Consider the following 20686-nt stretch of genomic DNA (forward strand, 5'->3'; position numbering starts at 1 on the left):
TAGCGGTGGAGAACTGCCCCAGACATCAGTAGTTGACCATGAATGTTGTCAGGGTTCACCCCGAGGGGCCGCTCGACGATGATGACCAGATGGACGACCTCAGCATCCGCGATCGGGTCCCAGCCGACCTGCACCGCTGCATCTCGGTCCTCGCGGACGTGCACCGGCGGGACCGCTACCCGCTGCACTGGCCCACCGACCCATACCGGTGGTTGTCCCCCGCCAACACCCGCCACGCCTGGATCGCCGAGCGCGGAAACACCATCGTCGGCCACATCGCCATCCACCACCCCGTGGCCACGACCGACCCCGCCTCCACAACCGACCCCGACTCTGCGACCGGCCCTGGCTCCGCGACCAGCCCTGTCGCTGCGACCGGCCCTGGCTCCGCGACCGTGGCCGAGGTCAGCCGGCTGTTCGTCGCGCCGGCCGCCCGTCGCCTCAACGCCGCGACCAGGCTCCTGTACCACGCCCGCCAGTGGGCCACCGAGCACCAACTCGACCTCACGCTGGAGATCGTCGACGAACCCCGGTCAGCCGCCGCCGTCGCCCTGTACGAGCGCACCGGCTGGCGGCACACCCACACCGCCACCGCTGCCGCCTGGACCAACCCCGAGGGCCGACCCGTACGGCTGCGCCGCTACACCCTCCGCGAAACACCGGACCGGGGCGTCGGACCCGGGCGATCCGGCCCTCGACGAGGGCGCGGCCCCGCCGATCGGGCCGGCGGCCGGTAGGTGAGCCGGCGTAGCAGCACCTCGGCCGGGCCACGGACGGAGAGCCGGTCCATCAACAGCGCGCTGAGAACGCCGACGACCCAGACACCGACCGCCACCGCAGAGTTCACCGCGATGCCGAAGTTGTCGCCCAGCCCAAAAAAGTCCGGGTCGAAGAGGACGAGGAACAGCAGGGATTGGCTCAGATACAGAGTCAAGGAGCGTTGCCCGCTCACCGACAGTGCCTTTACCAGCGGGCCTGGAGGCTGCCGTACGGCAGCCGCGAGTAGCGCAAAAAGGGCCAGATAACCTGCTGCGGCGGCATACCCGCCCGCCAGGTGAAGCGTTCCCGCGACCGCACTGATACCGAGTGCCGGGTCAGTCCATATTGATGCCGCCATCAGCGCCGAGGGCACCCCCGCAAGGATGCCGACCGCCAGTCCGGCAACCGCGACCAGGCCCAGTACCCGTTTCCGCTCCGGCCCCCAGGTCAAGACTGACCTACGCCCCGCGTAGACACCGAACAGCACCGCCGGCATCAGGCCGAACAGGCGAATCGCCCCCACGGCCCACTCACCTACCCTCGCCTGCAACGCCCCGAGGGCTTCACCGCCGAATATCGTCGGCGTCGCCGTGACCACCTCCGCCTGGCCAAGCGCCTCCGCGGGCAGCCCGCGGAGGGCACCGGACAGCAGGGCGAGCGCCGTCAGCGACAGGGCCACGGCCAGCAGTCCACGGTCGCTGAGCCGCACCACGAGCCCGGCGAAGAGGAGGGCACACAACCCGTAGAGCGCAACAATGTCGGCCGTGAACAACAGCATGCCGTGCACGAACCCGATAGCCACCAACCAGATGCCACGTCGACGCAACAGCCAAGTGGAACGCCCGGCTCTTACCGAACCCCGGTTTTGTAGAAGCTGCGTGAGACCATAGCCGAACAACGCGGCGAAAAGCGGAAAGGCCCGGCCGTCAACCAAGACCATCCGCACCACGGTGAAAACGCTGTCGAGCACAGATTGCTCGACCGGGTACCCACGGAATCCCGGCAGGAAGCCGAAGGCGAAAACATCAACATTTGCCAGCGCGATCAACAGCAGCATGCCCCCGCGCGCCAGGTCGGGCCCCAGCAGGCGCGCTCGGACCGGGGTCGCCCGGGCAGTTACATCTTGACGTACGGCAACCACACCGTTCACCTCAGGTTCCTACTCAAACGAGGGAGATGTCGATGTCAGTCACGCTATCGGCCACCACTTCGGATGGCACTGAAGCCAACCACCGTACCGCCGGTAGGGATAGCCCATCCACGGTCACGACGACACAACGCGCAGTTCACGAAATTTGCCGGGTTCTTGTCGCCTGTGCGCCCGCCCCTCCGGACGCCTCCTGACAGAACGAGGCTGGTTCACCCACAGTCGCCCCATGGAGGGGGATCTTCGCCGGCTTGGGCCTGACGCTCTGTGCAGGGTTTGCCGGCCTCTGCCTCAAGTAGAGCTATGGGTGCTCCGAGCTGCGCGGGCACCAGAGCCAGAACGGCCGCCGCGAGCCGTTACTCTCCCCCACCGCCCCCACCGCCCCCGCTGTCGCCGCCCCCGCTGGCACTGTCATCGCCACTCCGGCGACCGCTCCCGGCGACCCACCATCCGTCGGAGTAGGCGCTGCCCCCCAGCCCTTCCAATCGCTTGACCCGCACTTTGCGCACCACCACTATTCCGAGCACGGTAGCTACCAGAGCGGCCAACACGAACAGAACCTCGAACATACGGCCAAGGTACGGCGGCGAACCGGGGCACCGCAATCGACGCCGACAAGCTGGAATGCCTCGTCCAAGCCGTCGAATACCGCCACCAGGGCAGCAACAACGTCCAACGCCCCGGTTCCGGCCTGATCCGAGGTCAGCGAGCCCACTGGGGTGCATCTCGGTTCGGTTCGGCTGGCATGGTTGCTGTCCTTCGCTGCGGTAACTCCGGCGGGTGTCGGGTCCAGCCGAGAAAGCGGTGGTGCAACGCGCCGGCCGGTGTCCAGGGCATGTCTTCGGCGGCTTGGACAAGGTGGGAGCCAAGGTAGAGCGCCAGCGACACCGGAGCGCCGACAAATTGCGCCCGCAACTCCTGCTTCCGTGTGGTGCAGGGCCAGGGCAGGCCACAGCCTCCGCAGTTCCAGACGGGCATGACCGGGCCGTGGGTGGTCACCGCACACCGCCGAGAAACCGGGCGACGCTCGCGCGGGCCTGTCGGCTGGTCAGCCATTCCACCTGCCAACACGGGTACGGGACCAGGCGTGACCACCACGCACGGCAGCCGGCGCACAGACCGTCCACCCCTGGCCGATGCGCGAGCAGGATCCGTCTCTCGGCGTCGTTGGTCACTGCTCTTCCTTAGCCGGCCAGTGCCGGCGGTTGATCGGGATACGGTGGCGGCTCCGACAAGGCAGATCGGCCCCACAACGGCACAGCCACCTCCATTTGCGCCACGACCACGCCGGCCGATGTCGCCGTACCAGGGTCATCGCGACGGCGATCAGGTACTGGTCGTAGGACACTCGTCGCCTCGGTGACGTCCTGTCCCGCATTACTGGCTCCCTCCACCGGGCAGCACCCCATGTCCGGCCCCGAGCCACGGGACCAGATCTGGAACGTTCGGTAACTACGACGCTACGATCACAACGACGGCGGTGGGACTCACCCGAAGTACGAGTGAGCAGGCCACATGTCCGCCACAGCGTTAATTTCACGGCGGAAACGTTGACCACCGGTCAACGGAGGGATGACGCATGGCAGGTCGCGGACGATCAGCACCACAACGCGGCGAGGTGACCGGCTACCTTCTCAAACTGATCCGGGAGTCCATCCCGCTGACGCAGGAGCAACTCGCCGCCGACCTGGGCGTGGACCGCGTGACCGTACCGAGCTGGGAGTCCGGACGACGGCCATTCGCGGCGGTGCCGCTCGGGCAGGCAATCGCCGTCCGGCGCAGACTCGGACGGCTCGGAGCGAACGTGACCCTGCTCGCCGCTCTCGACGATGCCGCCGAGGCAGACTTCATCCTCACTGCGGTCCTCAACGAGCAGGTGGACCGCATCGACATCGCCGAACAGCCGCTCGGCTGGTCCGTCCTCACCCACCGACTGACCGACCTGATCCTCTGGGCTGTTGGGGCTTGACCCCTGATCCTGGACACGGGTTTATGCGGCCAGGGGCAGCGTAGCTGCTGCTGGCCGGGTGGTCTTCTCGTAGGTGATCGGGGATTGCTGTCCGAGCCGGGAGTGGCGTCGGATGGTGTTGTAGCGGTGTAGCCACCGGAACGCGGTGAGTCGGGCTTGCCGTTCGTCGGTGAAGGCGCGGCGGCCTTGCAGGGTTTCGCGTTTGAAGGTGGCGTTGAACGACTCCGCGAGGGCGTTGTCGGCGGAGCTGCCGACCGCGCTCATCGACTGCTGGACCCCGGCCGTGGTGCAGGCGTCCGCGAACGCCTTCGACGTGTATTGAGCTCCGTGGTCGGTGTGCATAATCGCCCCGGTGAGGCTGCCCCGGGTGCGTTGGGCGACGTACAGGGCATCGATGACCAGTTCGGTGCGCATGTGGTCGGCGATCGCCCAGCCCGCCAGCCGGCGGGAGTGCAGGTCGATGACGGTGGCCAGGTACAGGAACCCGCGCTCGCCGACCGGTAGGTACGTGATGTCGCCGACGTAACGCTGATTCGGTTCCGGGGTGGTGAAGTCCCGGCCGATCAGGTCCGGGGCCTTCGCCGCGGCCGGGTCCGGCACCGTCGTACGCAGGCGGCGACGCAGCCGCAGGCCCCGCACGCCGAAGCGTCGCATCACCCGGGCGACCCGCTTACGGTTGACCGCCAGGCCGGCGTCGCGGAGTTCGGCGGTGATCCGTGGTGCTCCGTAGGTGCCGTCATGCTCGGCGTGCACCGCCCGGATCCGGTCCGCGAGGGCGGCGTCCGCAGCCTGCCGTGCCGCCCTACCAGCGGTGGCGGACCGCCAGTGGTAGTAGCTGGACCGGGGCACCCCGACGATCTGACACAACCGCTTCACGCCGTAGCGCTGCTGGTAGTCGGCGACGAACTGGAAGCGGTTCACCAGCGCGTCTCCCCGGCGAAATACCGGGCCGCCCTACGTAGAATGTCGCGTTCCTCCTCCAACTCCCGGACCCGTCGACGCAACGCGGCGTTCTCGTCCTCGATCGAACCGGCCACCGGCGGCCCCGCTGGCCCGGCCGTCGCGCCTCGCCGTTGATCGTCGGCGCGGACCCAGCTACGCAACGTCTCCCGGTTGACCCCGAGGTCGCCAGCGACCTGCGCGATCGTCGCGCCCGGCCTCGACCGGTACAACGCCACGGCGTCCGCCTTGAACTGCGCGGGATAGTGCTTCATCACCATCTGTCAGGGACTCCTGATCTCCCCGGACCATCACGATCCAAGGTTCAAGTGTCCAGGGTCAGGGGGCAACGCCCGTTCTCGGGCAGACACCAACCTTCGCCAGAGGACTAACCGTCACCCATGCCCGCCGAGGTCCGGTGGCATCGGGGCCAACGCTGCCCACCGACGAGCAACGCTTGTTCTTCGCGCGGCTGCACGTGCTCGCTGAACGCGCAGCCGCCGGTCGCGACCCGAACGTTCTGCTGCACCGGCAAGCTTGCTTCCTCGCGGGCATGGACCCCACCAAGACCACGGCCGCATGGCTCGCCCAGACCAGCACCCGCGCCCGGCGGGCGATCACGTTCCGCACCTGGTCACCGCTGTGGCCCGACGCCCGCTCCGTGGTCACGTCCCTGGCCAACCAGGGCGACCCGGAACCGTTGCGGGACTTCCTCGCCCACGCGCATCCGGACGATGCCTGCCAGCGAGCAGCCCTCAACTACTCGGCCTACTGGGTCGGGGAGATCCCGTACCGCCAGTGCGACGACTCCTTCATGCCGGCACCGCTCGCAGATTGGCACGGCTCGGTCCTCTTACGGCACCTGGTCCAGCGCCTCAACCCAACGCATCCCTTTATCGATCTCAACATCCACAACATCTGGGCGCTGCTCGCGGTGCGACGCGGCCTCACTATCGACAACCCCGATCAGGGCCGCATGCTCCTTGAGCGCAGTACCCGCATCCTGGACAGCGACCGCACCTGTCCACAGTCCCGACAGGAACTAACCTCTATCGTCTACAGCCTGCGCGCAGACGGAATCAAAAGCACAGGGACGGACCGATGACCGATGACCACAACGCCGACGCCGACGGAGCCATGAGCTTCATCTTCGAAGCCGGCGTCCTCAAGCGCGCCGCCCGCACCGGCTGGTGGTTCGCCGGCGTCAAGCAGCCCGAGTCCATCGCCGACCACTCGTTCCGCACCGCGCTGATCGGTTTGATGCTCGCTGCCATGGAAGGCGCTGACCCGGCCCGGGTGTCGATGCTGTGCGTCCTGCACGACACCCAGGAAACCCGGATCACCGACATCCCCCACATCGCCAAGCGCTACCTCACCGCCACACCCAACACCACCGTCACCGCCGACCAGGTCGCCGCCGGCCCACCAGCCGTCGCTGACCTCATCACCGCCGCCGTCGCCGAGTACGAAGCGGGCGAGACACTCGAGGCCATCGTCGCCCGCGACGCCGACAAGCTGGAATGCCTCGTCCAAGCCGTCGAATACCGCCACCAGGGCAGCAACAACGTCCAACGCTGGATCGACAGCTCACGCGCGGCGCTCAAGACCACCAGCGCCCACCGCCTCGCCGACGCCGCCCTCAACGGACAGCCCCTCGCCTGGCTCACCCCTGCCCCACCACCGGAGCAGCCCTCAGACACCAGGCCCTGACCTACCAGCCGGGCTTCAGACAGGTGAACGTCCTCGCACGGCAACGCTCAACTCAGACGTTGAAGCGGAACTCCACCACGTCGCCGTCCTGCATGATGTAGTCCTTGCCCTCGATGCGGACCTTGCCCACCGCCTTCGCGGCGCTCATCGACCCGGCCTCGAGCAGGTCGTGGTAGGAGACGACCTCCGCCTTGATGAAGCCGCGCTGGAAGTCGGTGTGGATGACCCCAGCGGCCTCCGGTGCGCTCGCACCGACCGGCACGGTCCAGGCCCGCGCCTCCTTGGGGCCGGCGGTCAGGTACGTCTGGAGCCCCAGCGTGCGGAAGCCGACCCGAACGAGCTGGTCCAGCCCGGGCTCGGCCTGCCCAATCGACTCCAGTAGCTCGCGGGCCTCCTCCTCGGGCAGGTCCACCAGCTCCGATTCGATCTTCGCGTCCATGAAGACGGCCTCGGCGGGGGCGACCAGGGCCCGCAGCTCGTCGAGGAACTCGGCGTTGGCCAGCTCGGCCTCGTCGACGTTGAAGACGTACAGGAAGGGCTTGGTGGTCAGCAGGTGCAGCTCGCGCAGGTGTTCCAGCGCGACACCAGCGGCAGCCGCGCCCGCGTACAGGGTGGTGCCGTTGTCGAGCACCTCCACGGCGGCCTTGGCGGCGGTCACCGCAGCAGCCCGGTCCTTGCGGAGCTTGGCCTCCTTCTCCAGCCGGGGAATTGCCCGCTCCAGCGTCTGCAGGTCGGCGAGGATCAGCTCCGTGTTGATCGTCTCGATGTCGTCCGCCGGGGCGATCTTGCCGTCGACGTGCACGACGTTCGGGTCGGAGAAGGCCCGGACGACCTGACAGATCGCGGCGGCATCCCGGATGTTGGCGAGGAACGCGTTGCCCCGCCCCTGGCCCTTCGAGGCGCCGCGGACCAGCCCGGCGATGTCGACGAACGACACCGGCGCGGGGATCACCTTCTGCGACTCGAAGATCTCGGCGAGCTTGCCCAGCCGCTCGTCCGGCAGGCCGACCACACCGACGTTGGGCTCGATGGTGGCGAAGGGGTAGTTCGCCGCGAGCACGTCATTCTTGGTCAGCGCGTTGAAGAGGGTGCTCTTGCCGACGTTGGGCAGGCCGACGATGCCGATGGTGAGACTCACGACGAGCCAGCTTACGCCGCTGCCAGTTGGCCATCGGCACCTGGCCAACGATTCCTGCCGCCGGCTCAGTCCAGCAGGCGTGGGCTGATGGGTGTCTCCCGGATGCCGCCGTCGGGGCCGCGACTGACCTCGTACGCCGACACACCCGGCCGGTCCGCGACCGCCTCGACCAGCCGCTCGCCCCGGTAGAGCAGACCGACGCCGTCGTCGGTGCAGTGGCTGGTGGGCAGGGTGCCGTCGCCGACCAGCCGGTGCATCAACGGGCGCCGCTGGTCTTCACTGTCGTAGTGCACCCCGTTGCCGTACGGCAGCCAGCCCAACCCGTCGGTGAAGCCCCGCAGGGTGGTCCCGAAGCTGTCGGTGGCGCCACCGGAGTGCCAGCAGATCGAGCCGGCGGACACCCCGCCGAGCACGACTCCGGCCTCCCAGCACTCCCGCAGGATCTCGCCGAGGCCGTGCACCCGCCACACCGCCACCAGATTGGCCACGCTGCCGCCGCCAACCCAGATCACGTCCTGCGCCCGCAGGTGGGCCCGCACGTCCTCGACGTTCGGCATCGGGAACAGCGCCAGGTGGGACATCCGGAACCGGCTGCCGGCGAACCCCTCGTAGACCCGGGTCAGCGTGGCCGGCTGGTCCCCCTGGGCCTGGTCGAGGAAGCAGATCCGCGGCTCCGCCGCGCGGGCCAGGTCGGCGGCCAGGTCGAAGACCGGGTTGATCCGCCGGGGCTGGCCGGCGCCTCCCGGCGCGAAGATGCCCATGCTGGTGGCGAGGATGGTGGGTTCGGTGGCGGTCACGGTTGTCCTTTCCGTCGGGTGCCTCGCCCATCCTGCCCCGAGGGCGGCCCCGATCAGTCCCGGGGGCGGGCCTGGCGGGGAATGACCGGCTCGATCCGCGGAATGACCGGCTCGATCCGCGGCGTTTCCGGGGGCAGTTCGGCGGCGGCGGCGAGCGGCAGGGTGAAGCGTGCGTCGGCCGCCGGCCCGACCGCGTGCGACTCGCGGAGCATCCAGCGAACCTCGTCGGCGGTCCACCCCAGCCCCGGCCGGGCAGCGATCTCGCCGAGCAGCCGCAGCGCCGCGCGGGTGTCATCGTCGTAGAAGCGCACGCACCAGTGGTGCACCCACATGCCGAGGGCCCGGAGCCGGTCGTCGTCCAGTGAGCGGACGAGCCGGCCGCTGGCGGTCTCCTCGAACGCCCGCTCCGGGTTCCCGGCACGGTCCCGGTCCAGCGCTCCGACCGCCGCCGGTGCGACCGCCCGCATCCGGGTGAAGAAGCCCTGCGTGACCGCCGGATCCAGCGGCGGGTGCCCGTCCCGTGTCGGCGCCTGCCCGCCCGCCCCGCTCGCCATCGCCGCACCCTTCTCCCATGATCTGGTGTGCGAGACGGTACCGACCAGGACCGACCGTTCCTGCCCCGGGCACCCCCGCGGTACGCCGACGTCCGTTTCCCGCCAGCCGACGGGCTCCGGACGGAGGCATCATCGGTGCGTGGACCTGGACTTTGAGCGGTGCTATCGGGCCGTTGACAGCCGTGACCAGCGGTTCGACGGCTGGTTCTACACCGGCGTGCTCTCCACTGGCATCTACTGTCGGCCGTCCTGTCCGGCAATCACCCCGAAGCGAAAAAATGTACGATTTTTCCCGTCTGCTGCCGCGGCGCAGGGGGCCGGGCTGCGGGCCTGCCGCCGCTGCCGGCCGGATGCGACCCCTGGTTCACCACAGTGGGACCTCCGGGCGGACCTGGTGAGTCGCGCCATGCGGCTGATCGCCGACGGCGTGGTCGACCGCGACGGGGTACCCGGTCTGGCGGCGCGGCTCGGCTACACCGAACGGCACCTGCACCGGCTGCTCCGCACCGAGTTGGGCGCCGGCCCGCTCGCGCTGGCCCGCGCGCAGCGCGCCCAGACCGCGCGCACCCTGATCGAATCCACCGACCTCGGGCTGGCGGAGGTCGCGTTCGCCGCCGGCTTCGGCAGCGTACGACAGTTCAACGACACCCTCCGCGCGGTGTACGCGGTCCCGCCGTCCGAGCTGCGGGCCACCAGGGGAGGTCCAACCGCACCTGCGGGACCCGGCACCATCACGGTACGGCTGGCCTACCGCCCCCCACTGCACGTCGGGGCGCTGCTGGACTTCCTCGCCCCGCGGACGCTACCCGGGGTGGACGAGGTACGCGCCGGCACCTACCACCGGGGCCTGCGACTGCCGCACGGCACCGGTGCGGCGGCGCTGACCCCGACGGGGCGGCACGTGGTGGCGACGCTGCGCCTGACCGACCTGCGGGACCTGGCGCCAGCGGTGGCCCGGTGCCGGCGGCTACTCGACCTCGATGCCGATCCCACCGCGGTGGACGCCGCCCTGGCCACCGATCCCGCCCTGGCCCCGATGGTCAGGGCGGAACCCGGGGTCCGGGTGCCCCGTACGGTCGACGGTTTCGAGGTGGCCGTCCGCGCGGTCGTCGGCCAGCAGGTCTCGGTGGCCTCCGCCCGTACCACGCTCACCCGGCTCCTGCGCCAGCTCCCCACCCCGGTAGCCGAGGCGGAAGGCGGCGGGCTGTCCGGGTTCCCCGCCGCCGCGGAGGTGCTTGCCGCGCCGGATTCGGCCTTCCGGATGCCCGCCGCCCGCCGCGATACGCTGCGTCGGCTCGCGGCGGCGGTGGCCGCCGGTGAGGTCGACCTGGAGCCGGGTGGGGATCGGCAGGAGACCCGGCAACGGCTGCTGGCCCTCCCCGGGATCGGGGCGTGGACCGCGGACTACGTGGCGCTCCGCGCGCTCGGCGACCCGGACGTCCTCCTTCCCACCGATGTGGCCGTTCGCCGCGGCGCCGCCGCCCTCGGCCTCCCCACCAGCCCGGACACCCTGCACTCGTACGCCGACCGCTGGCGCCCCTGGCGCTCGTACGCGCTGAGCCGACTCTGGAGAGCAGCATGAACACGATCGACGCCACCATCGCCGACACCCCGTCCGGCCCGCTCGGCATCCTCGCCGGGCCGGACGGGGCGGTCCGAGCCGCCGGCTTCACCACCGACCTGCCCGCCCTACTCACCCTGGTTCACCCACGCCTGCGCGGCCCGTTGCGCCACCGACGCGACCTCGGCCCGGTCACCGCCGCCGTCACCGCGTACCTGGAGGGGGAGCTGACCGCGGTGGCCGGGGTTCCGGTCGAGCAGCACACCGACGGTGCGTTCCTGGCCCACGCCTGGGACGTGCTGCGGGACCTGAAGCCGAGTGATCCGGTCACCTACTCGGAGCTGGCCGGGCTCGCCGGTCGCCCAGCGGCGGTCCGCGCCGCCGCGGCGGCCTGCGCCCGGAACGCTGCCGCGCTCTTCGTCCCCTGTCACCGGGTGCTGCGCACCGACGGAACGCTCGGTGGCTACCGCTGGGGGCTGGATGTGAAGAAGTGGCTGCTGAATCATGAGCGGCAGTTGACAGCAAGCTGACACCGGCGACGATCCTAAAAGACGTAACGTCGGGTAGTGCCCGCGGAGGTTGACGGTTATCCGGGCCCCACCACGGGCCGACATCCGCTCGACAGCCTCTGGCAGCTGCGGCACTACCTACGCCCATACGCACCGGAGTTCGCCTGGCTCTTCCTCGCCGGCCTGGCCGCCGTGGCGGCGGGGATCGCGGTACCGCTGGTGGCCCAGCGGGTGGTGGACGGGCCGGTCGCGCGGCAGGATCCCGCCGGGCTGTTCCGCCTCGCCGGGCTGGCGCTGCTCTTCGGGCTCGCCGAAGCAGTGCTGATCTTCATCCGCCGCTGGGTGCAGTCCTCCTCCTCGCTCGGGATCGAGGCGGCCATCCGGGCCGACATCTACGCCCACCTGCAGCGGTTGCCGGCCAGCTTTCACGACCGGTGGCAGTCCGGCCAGCTCCTCTCCCGGATCACCACCGACCTTTCGGCGATCCGTCGGTTCCTCTCCTTCGGCCTACTCTTCCTCGCCCTGAACCTGGTCACGTACGCCGTGGTGGTGGCGCTGCTGATCCGGCTGCACCCCGTACTGGGCCTGGTCGTGGCGGTCAGCGCCGTCCCGCTGTTCCTGCTCGCCCGGCGGTTCGCCCGGGCATACCACGCCGCCTCCCGACGGATGCAGGACCAGCAGGGCGACCTGGCCACGCTGGTGGAGGAGACCGCGCAGGGGCTCCGCACGGCGAAGGCGTACGGGCGCGGGCCGGAGCTGGCCGCCCGGTTCGCCGTCAGCTCCCGAGCGCTACACGACACCGCGGTCGGCAAGGGACGGCTGCTCGCCGACACCTCCGCCCGGCTCGACCTGGTGCCGAACCTGACCCTGGGCGTCGTCCTCGTCGCCGGCGCGGCCGCCGCCGCGGCCGGCACGCTCACCATCGGCGAGCTGGTGGCCTTCGTCAGCCTCCAGCTCCTGCTGATCTGGCCGGTGCAGGGCCTGGGGTGGATCATCGCGGGCGGGCAGGAGGCGGCGACCGCGGCCGACCGGATCCGGGAGGTGTTGGACACCCCACCCGCGATCCTGGACGCTCCCGACGCCGCCGCACCACCCCGCACCCAGCTCCTCGGTCGGCTGCGGTTCTCGGGTGTCTCGTTCCGGTACCCGGGTGCCCGCGAGCCCGTGCTGCGCGACGTCGACCTCACCATCGAGCCGGGCGAGACGGTGGCGCTGGTCGGTGCGACCGGCTGCGGCAAGAGCACCCTGCTGTCGCTGGTGCCCCGGCTGCACGACGTGACCGGCGGCCACATCACCATCGACGGATACGACGTGCGGGACCTGCAGTTGGCGACGCTGCGCCGGCTGGTCGGGGTGGCCTTCGAGGAGCCGACGCTCTTCTCCATGTCGGTGTGGGAGAACGTGACCCTGGGCCGGCCCGACGCCGGTGACGACGAGGTCCGGGCCGCGCTCACGCTGGCGCAGGCCACCTTCGCCTACGACCTGCCGTGGGGCTTGGCGACCCGGGTCGGCGAGCAGGGCCTGTCCCTCTCCGGCGGGCAGCGACAGCGGCTCGCGCTCGCCCGGACGGTACTCAGCCGCCCCGCCCTGCTCCTACTCGACGACCCCCTGTCCGCTCTCGACGTGCGCACCGAGGCGCTGGTCGAGACGGCGCTACGCCGGGCTCTGCCCGACACGACAACGCTGGTCGTGGTGCACCGACCGGCCACGATCGCGCTCGCCGACCGGGTCGCCCTGCTGGAGGCCGGCCGGATCACCGCGCTGGGCCGGCACACCGACCTGCTCGCCACCGTGCCGGCGTACCGTGCCCTGCTCTCAGCCGAACCAGGGCCACCGGCGGGCGATCCAAGCCCCAACGGCCTGGTGCACTCGTGACCGATGGCCCAGATCCGGGCGGTGACCCGCTGTCGGCCGTCCCCGTGCCGAGACCGCGGCCGGCCCAGGAGAACTGGCGCGGGATCGCGGTCGACCCGGACGCCGACCGCAGCCGCGCCGAGGACACCGACCCGGCGGCGGTGGCCCGGCTGCGCGCCCGCAGCCGGGCGCTGCTGCGCAACCTGCTCCACCCGCACCGCCGACAGCTCGCCGTCGCCGTCGCGCTGCTGCTCATCCAGAACGTGGCGGGCATGGCCGGACCGTATCTGGTGATGCTCGGCATCGACCGCGCCATTCCGCCGCTGCGGGCCGGTGACGCCGGGCCGCTGGCGTATATCGCGGCCGCGTTCGTCGTCGCCACGGTCGCCGAGTACGCCGCCCGCCGCGGCTTCCTCATCCGCTCCGCCCGGATCGGTCAGGCGGTGCTCCTCGACCTCCGACGCCGGGTGTACCGGCACTTCCTGCGCCTGTCGGTCACCTTCCACGAGCGGTACACCTCCGGGCGGATGGTCTCCCGGCTCACCAGCGACCTGGACTCCATCGGCGAGTTGGTCGGCGGCGGCATCGACAGCCTGGTCCTCGCCGCCCTGTCAATCCTGTCGGTGGCGGCGATCCTGCTCTGGCTGGACCTTCCGCTGGCCGCCGTGACGCTGCTGGCCTTCCCGTTCCTGTTCTGGTTGTCCCGCTGGTTCGCCCGCACCTCGGCCGTCGCGTACCGGTGGACCCGGGACACCATCGCCCTGGTTATCGTGCACGCCGTCGAGTCGCTGCGCGGGATCCGGGCGGTGCAGGCGTTCCGCCGCGAGCCGCGCAACCAGCGGATCTTCACCCGGGTCAACGACGACTACCGACGGGCCAGCCTGCACGCGTTCCAGCTGATCGCCACCTACTCACCCGGGGTCAAGCTGATCGGCAACGTGACCATCGCCGCGGTGCTCTGCTACGGCGGCTGGCGCGTCATCAACGGTCACGCCGAGGTCGGGGTGCTCGCCGCCTTCCTGCTCTACCTGCGTCGGTTCTTTGAGCCGATGCAGGAGCTGAGCCAGTTCTACAACTCGCTGCAGTCAGCCACCGCGGCGCTGGAGAAGCTCGCCGGGGTGCTGGACGAGCGACCGGACGTACCGGAGCCAGCCCGCCCGGTGCCGCTGCCGGCCGCGGGAGCCGGGCGCGGTGCGGTGACGTTCCACTCGGTCGCCTTCGGGTACTACCCGCAGTCCCCGATCCTGCACGGGCTGGATCTGGATATCCCGGCTGGACAGACCGTCGCGCTGATCGGGGCGACCGGTGCCGGCAAGTCGACCATCGCGAAGCTGCTCGCCCGTTTCCACGACCCGGACACGGGCGCCGTTTCGCTGGGGGGCGTGGACCTGCGGGACATCGCCGACGCCGAGCTGCGGCAGGCACTCGTCCTGGTCACACAGGAAACCCACCTCTTCGGCGGTACGGTCGCGGAGAACATCCGCTTCGGCCGGCCGGATGCCGACGACGCCGCGGTGGTGGCGGCGGCGAAGGCGATCGGCGCGGACGAGTTCATCACCGCGCTGCCCGACGGGTACGCGACCCAGGTGCATCGCCGCGGCAGCCGGCTCTCGGCCGGTCAGCGGCAGCTCGTCGCGTTCGCTCGGGCGTTCCTGGCCGACCCGGCGGTACTGATCCTCGACGAGGCGACCTCGTCCCTCGACGTCCCGACCGAACGAACGGTCCAGCGGGCCCTGGCCACCATTCTGCGGGACCGTACCGCGCTGGTGATCGCGCACCGGCTCTCCACCGTCGAGATCGCCGACCGGGTGGTGGTGCTGGAGTCGGGACGGATCGTCGAGGACGGTCCACCGGCGCGACTGGTCCACAACAACGGACGGTACGCCGCGCTGCACCGCCAGTGGCTGGACTCCCTTAGCTGAGCGGAGAAGCAGGTCAGGCGACACCGGGCCCGACGGCGCTGACCACCTTGCCGTCCCGGACCTGAACGATCTGGTCCGAGCGGTCCGCCAGCCCCTCGTCGTGCGTCGCGATCATGATTGTGGTTTTCGCCGTGGTGCGGAGGTTGAACAGCAGATCGATGATCTGCGCCCCGGTCTGCGAGTCGAGATTTCCGGTCGGCTCGTCCGCCAGCAGCAGGCTCGGTCGCTGAATCAGCGCACGGGCAATCGCCACGCGTTGCTGCTGCCCCCCCGGATAGCTTCGACGGCAGCGCATCCTCGCGCCCGGCGAGTCCAACCTCAGCCAGGAGTTCGCGGGCACGTTCCTTCTTGTCGAAAGCGACCTTCAGCGGGAGCACCGGTGCCATGACATTGTCCAGGGCGGTCAGGGTCGGCAGCAGGTGGAAACGCTGGAAGACGAAGCCGATCGTGCGTCGGTAGCCAGCCAGCTCCCGACCCCGCAGCGCCGTCACCTCACGACCGTCCACCATGATCGTGCCGCTGTCAGCGCTGTCCAGCGCCCCGATGAGGTGCAGGAGAGTGGACTTGCCCGAGCCGGACGGTCCCGTCACCGCCACGAGCTTCCCACGCTCGACGGCCAGGCTGATCCGATCGCAGGCACTGATCGGATGCGCGGCACCGGTTTCGTACACCTTGGTCAGGTCGGTCACGCGCACCATCACGTCGTCGTCCGACGTGCCGGGGCTGACCTCGGCTTCAGCTGACACTGTCGTCATCCCTCAATCGTCCTCGGCGAGCAGGCGAACGGTGTTCTGCCGGCGCTGGGCGGTGATCGGCGCGACGAGAGCGAGGGCGGCGACCGCCGCTCCGGCCACTGCGGTCACTCCCCCCAGGACCAGCAGCGCGTTCAGCGAGTCAGCGGACCCGCTGAGCCCCAGCGCTGCCGCCACGCCCACGCCGGCTCCGACCAGGGATCCGAGCAGGCCGACAGCGACCCCCTCCACCGCGATGAGGGCGGCGATGCTCGTCTCGGTCCAGCCGGTGGCGCGAAGGGTCGCGAACTCGGCCGCCCGCTCGCGTACGTTGAGATAGAGCACGTCCGCCACGCAGATCACCGCCAGGACCAACATCGCGATGACCGCCGCGTAGTCGGCCTCGCGTACCTGGACGGAGACCACATCTCCGAGCAGGGTGCCGACCAGCCTCCCCTCGAACTGGGTGGTGATCGCGACGAGCAGCGTCAGGGCGCTGGTGCCCAGCGCCAGTGCCGCCCCGCCGAGCAGACTCCGGGAGCTGCGACGCCGCAGGTTGGCCAGCCCCAGGCCGACGACTCGGAACCGGAGGGAGGTACGGCGCCCCGTCGCGACCGCGGGCCGGACGGCGGCCATGGGCACCACCCGGGAGGCGGACCAGGCCGGGATCAGGCCCGCACCGGCGGAGATCACAATTGCTGCGGGGATCGCCAGCAGGCAGTGCTGCCAGCTCAACGTCAGCCCCAGGGCACCAGCAGTCGTCCAGGCGATCCCGGCGCCGACGAGGCCCGCGACCACCGCCAACAGCATCAGCTCGCCGAGCACCAGGGTGAACCGGGCCCGCCGGGACCAGCCCACACAGGCCAGGATGCCAAGCTCGGTGCGACGGGTCCGCACCGCGGCCGCCGAGGCGTTGCCGATGAAGAGGGCGCAGACGACCAGCACCAGTACGAACAACAGGAGGCTCTTGCGGTCGACGGCCTCGGTGATGACGGCGGCGACGCCCTTCTTGGTCCACAGTTCGGTCAGGCTGAGTGCCGGACGGCCCAGCTCGCCCTCGGGCAGGCTGATGGCCTGCGGTGACCGCGACGCCCCCAGCATGATGTCCACCTCGAGCCCGGTCCGCTCGTTGATCTCCTCGGCGACCAACCGGACCTGTTGACAGGCAGGGTAGGGGCCCCGATGATGGTTCGACCCCTTGGGCTGCCTCTGGGCAACCGGGGGCCGCGCCACGGGGAAAGGGCCGCAGGACCCATGTCGAAGACAGATGTCAGCCCAACGTCGCTGCAGATCGCCATTCTGAGGTCCAAAGCCTCCGGTAAGGATGACGCCGCCGCCGCACGGGAGCTCCACATCAGCGAACGCACGCTACGCCGGCACCTCGACCGGCTGACCCGGACGCTCGGAGTCGCGGGGCGGCTGGCCCTCGGCATTGAGGTCGGCCAACGCGGCTGGCTCAGCAGCGAACGAATCGGCGCGCAGCACCACACCGCCTGCGGCTGCCACACGTTGGACGACTCACCCTGACCCCGCGCTGTCCGGAGTAGACCCCGCCGACGATCCACTGGTGCGGCGCTGACCTGCCTCAGCTGGTTTCGCCGGCCACGCTGAACGACCGGAGCCGATCAACCGCCAGGGCGGTGAAACCGACCGCGATCAACGTGCTCATCACCGCCGCGACCGGCACCGAGACATCCGTGGCGAGTAGCTGGGTCGGGGCGAACCGGTCGGCGAGCGCGATCACGTACTGCTGGATGGAGAGCACCTTCGTCCCGGTGACGAAGTTGCCCAGCAGCCCCTCCCAGATCAGCACGTAGACCAGCCCGAGCAGCACCGGACGCCGCGTGACCAGGCTGAGCGCGAGGAAGAACGCGCAGTAGGCCAGCGCACCGATGGAGGCGGCGACGGCGAGCGCCAGACCGACCCGGACCGAGCTGGCGAGGACACCGGCCACATACAGCGGTACGGCGACGGTGACCGCGGTGACCCCGGCCGCCACCGCCAGCTTCGGCAGCACGATCTGCCAGCGCGGCAACGGCTTGGTGAGGATGTGCACCACGGTGCCGTCGTCGATCTCCGCGCCGAGCACCCCGGTCCCGACGATCAACGCGATCACCGGCAGCACCACGGCCAACCCGAGACCGACCAGCACCGGCGGCCCCCACTCGCCGGGATCCACCCCCAGCGAGCGGGAGAGCACCGCGAGCAGAACCAGCAGCACCGGCAGCGGGAACAGCAGCAGGAAACGACGCCGCCCCAGGAGCCCCCGGGCGGTGATCCAGGAAACAGTCGACATGGTCAGGCCTCCACCAGGTAGGAGAACACGCTCTCCAGGGACTCGTCCTCGGGCACCAGCTGCCGCACCCGGATCCCCCGGGCCGGGGCGACCTTGGGCAGCACCCGGGTGAACGCGCCGTAGTCGCTCACCCGCACGGTCAGCCCGGCCTGGCCCAGCTCCACGCCGGTCACCGACGGTTCCGCCATCAGCGCCACCGCGAGCGCCCGATCGTCGGTGGACCGCACCGCGAAGACGTGCGGCCGGTTGGTCATCAGTCGGCGGATCGTCCGGAAGTCGCCGGAGGCGGCGAGCCGGCCGGCGACCATCACCTGCACCGTGCCGGAGAGCTGCTCGACCTCCTCCAGGATGTGCGAGCTGAACAGGATGGTGCGCCCGGCGCCGCCGAGGCGGTGCAGCAGGTCCATCATGTGCAGCCGCTGTCGCGGGTCCATCCCGTTGAACGGCTCGTCGAGCAACAGCACCTGCGGGTCGTGGACCAGCGCCGCCGCCACCCGCGCCCGCTGCCGCATGCCCTTGGAGTACGTGCCGATCCGGCGGGACTGCGCCCCCTCCAGCTCGACCAGGGCGATCGCCCGGTGAGCCGCCTCCGCCGGGTCCGGCAGCTGGTGCATCCGCGCACTGGCCAGCACGAACTCGTACGCGGTGAGGAAGGTGTGCACGGCCTCCCGTTCACTGACCAGGCCCAGTCGCCGATAGGCCTCGGGGTTGCGCCAGGTGGGCGCCCCGTCCAGGGTCACCGCGCCACGGGACGGCGCGAGGAAGCCGGCCATCATGTGCAGCAGCGTCGTCTTACCGGCACCGTTGGGGCCGAGCAGGCCGGTGACCCCCGGCCCCAGACTCATGCTGACGTCGTTGACGGCGACCACGTTGCCGTACCAGCGGGAGACCCCCGCCAGATCTAGTCGGCTGCCCGTGGGGGCCGGCGTCGACCTCGGCTCCACACTGGTCACGCTCATCGGGTGGCCACCTTCCGGTAGCGGGCCAACAGGAGGACGACACAGCCGGCCACGAGCAGCACGGCCGCGAGGGCGTAGAGCGGGCCGAACCCACCGATGGGCAGCCCACCCCCGCCCTCGAAGAGCAGGTCACCGAGCGCCCAGGTGCCCACGCCGTTGACCATGGTCATGGGGGAGGCGAGGAAGGCCAGCTCATTGATTGTCTGCGCGGGCAGGATGGCGAGGATGCCGACGATCGGCGTGGTCATCAGGAAGACCGCGACGATCCCGCCGGCGGCGAACGCCCGCTTGCCGGTGAGCGCGGCGACCAACAGCCCGATCGCGCCGAAGACCGCCGCCCAGAGGCCGGCGTAGAGCAGGCCCGGCAGCAGGTCGAGCAGCTCGTTCCAGACCCCCCGTGGCCCCTCCTCGGTGGTGAAGGCGGCGCCGAGGAACATCACCAGCTGCGGGCCGCCGAGCAACAACCAGAGCGCGGTGACCAGGGAGAGGAGCTTGGCCAGCGGATAGTCCGACCGGGCCAGCGGCCGGGAGAAGTACAGCGGCAGCACTCCGCTGCGCAGGTCGCGACTGACCAGTTCGGGTGCGGCGACGGCGGCGAAGAAGATGATCAGCCAGCTCATCGTGTCGGCGAACTGCGCGTACGTGATCACCACCTGACCGATCTGACTCCGGACGGCGGCGACCACGGCGGCGACCACGATCACGATGCCCACCACCAGCCAGGGAAAGATCTTCGCCTTGGCGCTGCGGCCGAAGCCGAAGACCGTGCGCAGCCCGTGCAGGTAGAGCGCGGCGAAAACCGGACCACGGCCGAGGCGGGGGCCCGAGTAGCGCTGGTAGCCGATGTCGTGAATGACTCCGGTCGACTCAGACATGGCTGGGCTCCCTCGTGGCGAACAACTCGGCCACCCGGTGGCGACGCTGGTCCAACCGGTGCAGTGGCAGGTCCAGCTCGGCGACCGCGCCGAGGATCTGATCATAGGTGTCGTCATCGGCCAGCTCGACGAGGAGCAGGCGGCCGTCCCGGCGGACCGGCAGCCGCAGCGCGGCCAGGTGGGCGGCCAGTTCCTCGGTGCCCTCGCTGACCTCCACCGCGAGCACGTCGGTGGCCGAGGTCATGGCGTCGATCCGGTCGGCCCGCAGCAGCCGGCCGCCGTCGATGGCGACCAGCGTGTCGCAGATCCGCTCGACCTCGCCGAGCAAGTGCGAGCAGACCAGCACCGAGATGCCGAACTCGGTGCCGATCCGGTGGATCAGGGCGAGCATCGCGTCCCGCCCGGCCGGGTCGAGCCCGTTGGTGGGCTCATCGAGCAGCAGCAGGTCCGGGTCGTGCACCAGGGCCTGCGCGAGCTTCACCCGCTGCTTCATGCCGGTCGAGTAGCCGCCGACCGGGCGGTAGCGCTCCTCGTAGAGCCCGACGTGTCGCAGTGCCTCGCTGGCCCGCTCCCGGGCCACCGTCCGCGGCAGGCCGCTGACCCGGCCGAGGTGAGTAACCAGCTCGGCGGCGGTGAGGTCGGGTGGCAGGGCCTCGTGCTCGGGCATGTAGCCGACGCGCGCCCGGACCTGGTCGGGCTGGGTGGTCGGATCCAGGCCGAGGACCCGGACCTGCCCGTTGGTCGGCGGGAGCAGGCCGAGCAGGATCTTGATCAGGGTGGACTTGCCGGCGCCGTTCGCGCCGACGAGACCGACGATGCCGGGCTCGACCACGACGGTCAGATCAGCCAGCGCGGTGACCCCACCCCGGTAGGTTTTGGTCAGCGACTCGGTCGCAATGAGTGCCACGCTCCCAGCCTAGGCAGGCGCCGCCCGCCGCCGACACCCGACGCGCCCCTGATCATTCC

18 protein-coding genes and 4 pseudogenes are annotated in these 20686 nt (G+C 70.5%); 9 read left to right on the forward strand and 13 right to left on the reverse strand.

What is annotated here, in order from left to right:
- Positions 1-38: 38 nt before the first annotated feature.
- Positions 39-737, forward strand: coding sequence for a GNAT family N-acetyltransferase (locus H0524_RS03720; RefSeq protein ID WP_180197381.1), 699 nt, complete (start codon positions 39-41; stop codon positions 735-737).
- Here the strand turns inward: H0524_RS03720 and H0524_RS03725 are convergent.
- The 3 genes from H0524_RS03725 to H0524_RS25320 form a co-directional block, all read right to left on the reverse strand.
- Positions 641-1900, reverse strand: coding sequence for a DUF418 domain-containing protein (locus H0524_RS03725; protein ID WP_180197610.1), 1260 nt, complete (start codon positions 1898-1900; stop codon positions 641-643). The genes H0524_RS03720 and H0524_RS03725 overlap by 97 nt on opposite strands.
- 362 nt (positions 1901-2262) lie before the next feature.
- Complete coding sequence (locus tag H0524_RS03730; RefSeq protein WP_180197382.1) at positions 2263-2475, reverse strand: hypothetical protein; 213 nt, start codon at positions 2473-2475, stop codon at positions 2263-2265.
- Positions 2476-2608: 133 nt separating this feature from the next.
- A complete protein-coding gene (locus tag H0524_RS25320; protein WP_309224993.1) occupies positions 2609-2905 on the reverse strand; it encodes a hypothetical protein in 297 nt (98 codons plus the stop codon).
- Between the two features lie 580 nt (positions 2906-3485).
- On the opposite strand from H0524_RS25320, the pseudogene H0524_RS03735 reads away from it, so the two are divergent.
- Positions 3486-3866, forward strand: a pseudogene (locus tag H0524_RS03735) (helix-turn-helix domain-containing protein); the annotation flags it as partial.
- A gap of 30 nt (positions 3867-3896) precedes the next feature.
- On the opposite strand, the gene H0524_RS03740 reads toward H0524_RS03735, so the two are convergent.
- A protein-coding gene (locus tag H0524_RS03740; protein WP_375371987.1) for an IS3 family transposase occupies positions 3897-5095 on the reverse strand; the annotation gives its coding sequence in 2 pieces (ribosomal slippage) (positions 3897-4807 and positions 4807-5095; 1200 coding nt in all).
- 74 nt (positions 5096-5169) lie between these two features.
- Between H0524_RS03740 and H0524_RS03745 the strand changes: the two are divergent.
- Both H0524_RS03745 and H0524_RS03750 read left to right on the forward strand, forming a co-directional pair.
- Positions 5170-5919 (forward strand): annotated as a pseudogene (locus H0524_RS03745) (transcriptional regulator); the annotation flags it as partial.
- Positions 5916-6524, forward strand: a complete 609-nt coding sequence (locus tag H0524_RS03750) for an HD family hydrolase (protein ID WP_180197384.1) — start codon at positions 5916-5918, stop codon at positions 6522-6524. The pseudogene H0524_RS03745 and the gene H0524_RS03750, both read left to right, overlap by 4 nt.
- A 52-nt stretch (positions 6525-6576) precedes the next feature.
- On the opposite strand, the gene ychF is transcribed toward H0524_RS03750, so the two are convergent.
- The 3 genes from ychF to H0524_RS03765 all read right to left on the reverse strand — a co-directional run bounded on the left by ychF (position 6577) and on the right by H0524_RS03765 (position 9013).
- A complete protein-coding gene (gene ychF, locus H0524_RS03755; RefSeq protein ID WP_180197385.1) occupies positions 6577-7662 on the reverse strand; it encodes a redox-regulated ATPase YchF in 1086 nt (361 codons plus the stop codon).
- Positions 7663-7727: 65 nt separating this feature from the next.
- Positions 7728-8459, reverse strand: a complete 732-nt coding sequence (locus tag H0524_RS03760; protein ID WP_180197386.1) for a peptidase E — start codon at positions 8457-8459, stop codon at positions 7728-7730.
- Positions 8460-8512: 53 nt separating this feature from the next.
- The gene (locus H0524_RS03765) at positions 8513-9013 is read right to left on the reverse strand and encodes a hypothetical protein (RefSeq protein ID WP_018726123.1); all 501 of its coding nucleotides are present in this window, start codon (positions 9011-9013) and stop codon (positions 8513-8515) included.
- A 139-nt stretch (positions 9014-9152) separates the two neighbouring features.
- On the opposite strand from H0524_RS03765, the gene H0524_RS03770 reads away from it, so the two are divergent.
- Genes H0524_RS03770 through H0524_RS03785 form a run of 4 tightly spaced genes read left to right on the forward strand, consistent with a single transcriptional unit; the run spans position 9153 to position 14859 of the window.
- Positions 9153-10595 carry an AlkA N-terminal domain-containing protein gene (locus H0524_RS03770; RefSeq protein WP_180197387.1) on the forward strand — a complete coding sequence of 481 codons (1443 nt, stop codon included), beginning with the start codon at positions 9153-9155 and terminating at the stop codon, positions 10593-10595.
- A complete protein-coding gene (locus tag H0524_RS03775) occupies positions 10592-11104 on the forward strand; it encodes a methylated-DNA--[protein]-cysteine S-methyltransferase (protein WP_180197388.1) in 513 nt (170 codons plus the stop codon). Before H0524_RS03770 ends, H0524_RS03775 begins: the two co-directional genes overlap by 4 nt.
- Before the next feature lie 36 nt (positions 11105-11140).
- On the forward strand, positions 11141-12958 hold the full coding sequence (locus H0524_RS03780) for an ABC transporter ATP-binding protein (RefSeq protein ID WP_180197389.1): 1818 nt from the start codon (positions 11141-11143) through the stop codon (positions 12956-12958).
- Entirely contained in the window at positions 12955-14859 is a 1905-nt protein-coding gene (locus H0524_RS03785) for an ABC transporter ATP-binding protein (RefSeq protein ID WP_180197390.1), read from the forward strand. The genes H0524_RS03780 and H0524_RS03785 overlap by 4 nt, the downstream gene beginning before the upstream one ends.
- 13 nt (positions 14860-14872) lie before the next feature.
- Here H0524_RS03785 and H0524_RS03790 read toward each other — a convergent pair.
- Positions 14873-15614, reverse strand: a pseudogene (locus H0524_RS03790) (ABC transporter ATP-binding protein).
- 3 nt (positions 15615-15617) lie between these two features.
- Positions 15618-16751 (reverse strand): annotated as a pseudogene (locus H0524_RS03795) (FtsX-like permease family protein); the annotation flags it as partial.
- Positions 16752-16844: 93 nt separating this feature from the next.
- Between H0524_RS03795 and H0524_RS03800 the strand changes: the two are divergent.
- Positions 16845-17117 (forward strand): LuxR C-terminal-related transcriptional regulator, encoded by a 273-nt coding sequence (locus H0524_RS03800; protein WP_180197391.1) that lies wholly within the window; start codon positions 16845-16847, stop codon positions 17115-17117.
- Between the two features lie 58 nt (positions 17118-17175).
- Here the strand turns inward: H0524_RS03800 and H0524_RS03805 are convergent, their stop codons facing one another.
- From H0524_RS03805 to H0524_RS03820, 4 genes are read right to left on the reverse strand one after another with little or no spacing between them, the layout of a single operon-like run.
- Positions 17176-17886, reverse strand: a complete 711-nt coding sequence (locus H0524_RS03805) for an ABC transporter permease (RefSeq protein ID WP_180197392.1) — start codon at positions 17884-17886, stop codon at positions 17176-17178.
- A gap of 2 nt (positions 17887-17888) precedes the next feature.
- Positions 17889-18845 carry an ABC transporter ATP-binding protein gene (locus H0524_RS03810; RefSeq protein WP_018726132.1) on the reverse strand — a complete coding sequence of 319 codons (957 nt, stop codon included), beginning with the start codon at positions 18843-18845 and terminating at the stop codon, positions 17889-17891.
- Positions 18842-19720 carry an ABC transporter permease gene (locus H0524_RS03815; protein WP_180197393.1) on the reverse strand — a complete coding sequence of 293 codons (879 nt, stop codon included), beginning with the start codon at positions 19718-19720 and terminating at the stop codon, positions 18842-18844. Before H0524_RS03815 ends, H0524_RS03810 begins: the two co-directional genes overlap by 4 nt.
- Entirely contained in the window at positions 19713-20627 is a 915-nt protein-coding gene (locus H0524_RS03820; RefSeq protein ID WP_018726134.1) for an ABC transporter ATP-binding protein, read from the reverse strand. The genes H0524_RS03815 and H0524_RS03820 overlap by 8 nt, the downstream gene beginning before the upstream one ends.
- Positions 20628-20686 lie beyond the last annotated feature (59 nt).

The organism is Salinispora sp. H7-4 (genome assembly GCF_013416675.1).
GTDB lineage: Bacteria > Actinomycetota > Actinomycetes > Mycobacteriales > Micromonosporaceae > Micromonospora > Micromonospora vitiensis.

Excerpts from the sequence above, each read along its gene's own strand:
- H0524_RS03720 (WP_180197381.1), top strand. The coding sequence starts at position 39 with ATGAATGTTGTCAGGGTTCACCCCGAGGGGCCGCTCGACGATGATGAC.
- H0524_RS03730 (WP_180197382.1), bottom strand. The coding sequence starts at position 2,475 with ATGTTCGAGGTTCTGTTCGTGTTGGCCGCTCTGGTAGCTACCGTGCTC.
- H0524_RS03750 (WP_180197384.1), top strand. The coding sequence starts at position 5,916 with ATGACCGATGACCACAACGCCGACGCCGACGGAGCCATGAGCTTCATC.
- H0524_RS03765 (WP_018726123.1), bottom strand. The coding sequence starts at position 9,013 with ATGGCGAGCGGGGCGGGCGGGCAGGCGCCGACACGGGACGGGCACCCG.
- H0524_RS03775 (WP_180197388.1), top strand. The coding sequence starts at position 10,592 with ATGAACACGATCGACGCCACCATCGCCGACACCCCGTCCGGCCCGCTC.
- H0524_RS03800 (WP_180197391.1), top strand. The coding sequence starts at position 16,845 with ATGTCGAAGACAGATGTCAGCCCAACGTCGCTGCAGATCGCCATTCTG.
- H0524_RS03805 (WP_180197392.1), bottom strand. The coding sequence starts at position 17,886 with ATGTCGACTGTTTCCTGGATCACCGCCCGGGGGCTCCTGGGGCGGCGT.
- H0524_RS03810 (WP_018726132.1), bottom strand. The coding sequence starts at position 18,845 with ATGAGCGTGACCAGTGTGGAGCCGAGGTCGACGCCGGCCCCCACGGGC.
- H0524_RS03815 (WP_180197393.1), bottom strand. The coding sequence starts at position 19,720 with ATGTCTGAGTCGACCGGAGTCATTCACGACATCGGCTACCAGCGCTAC.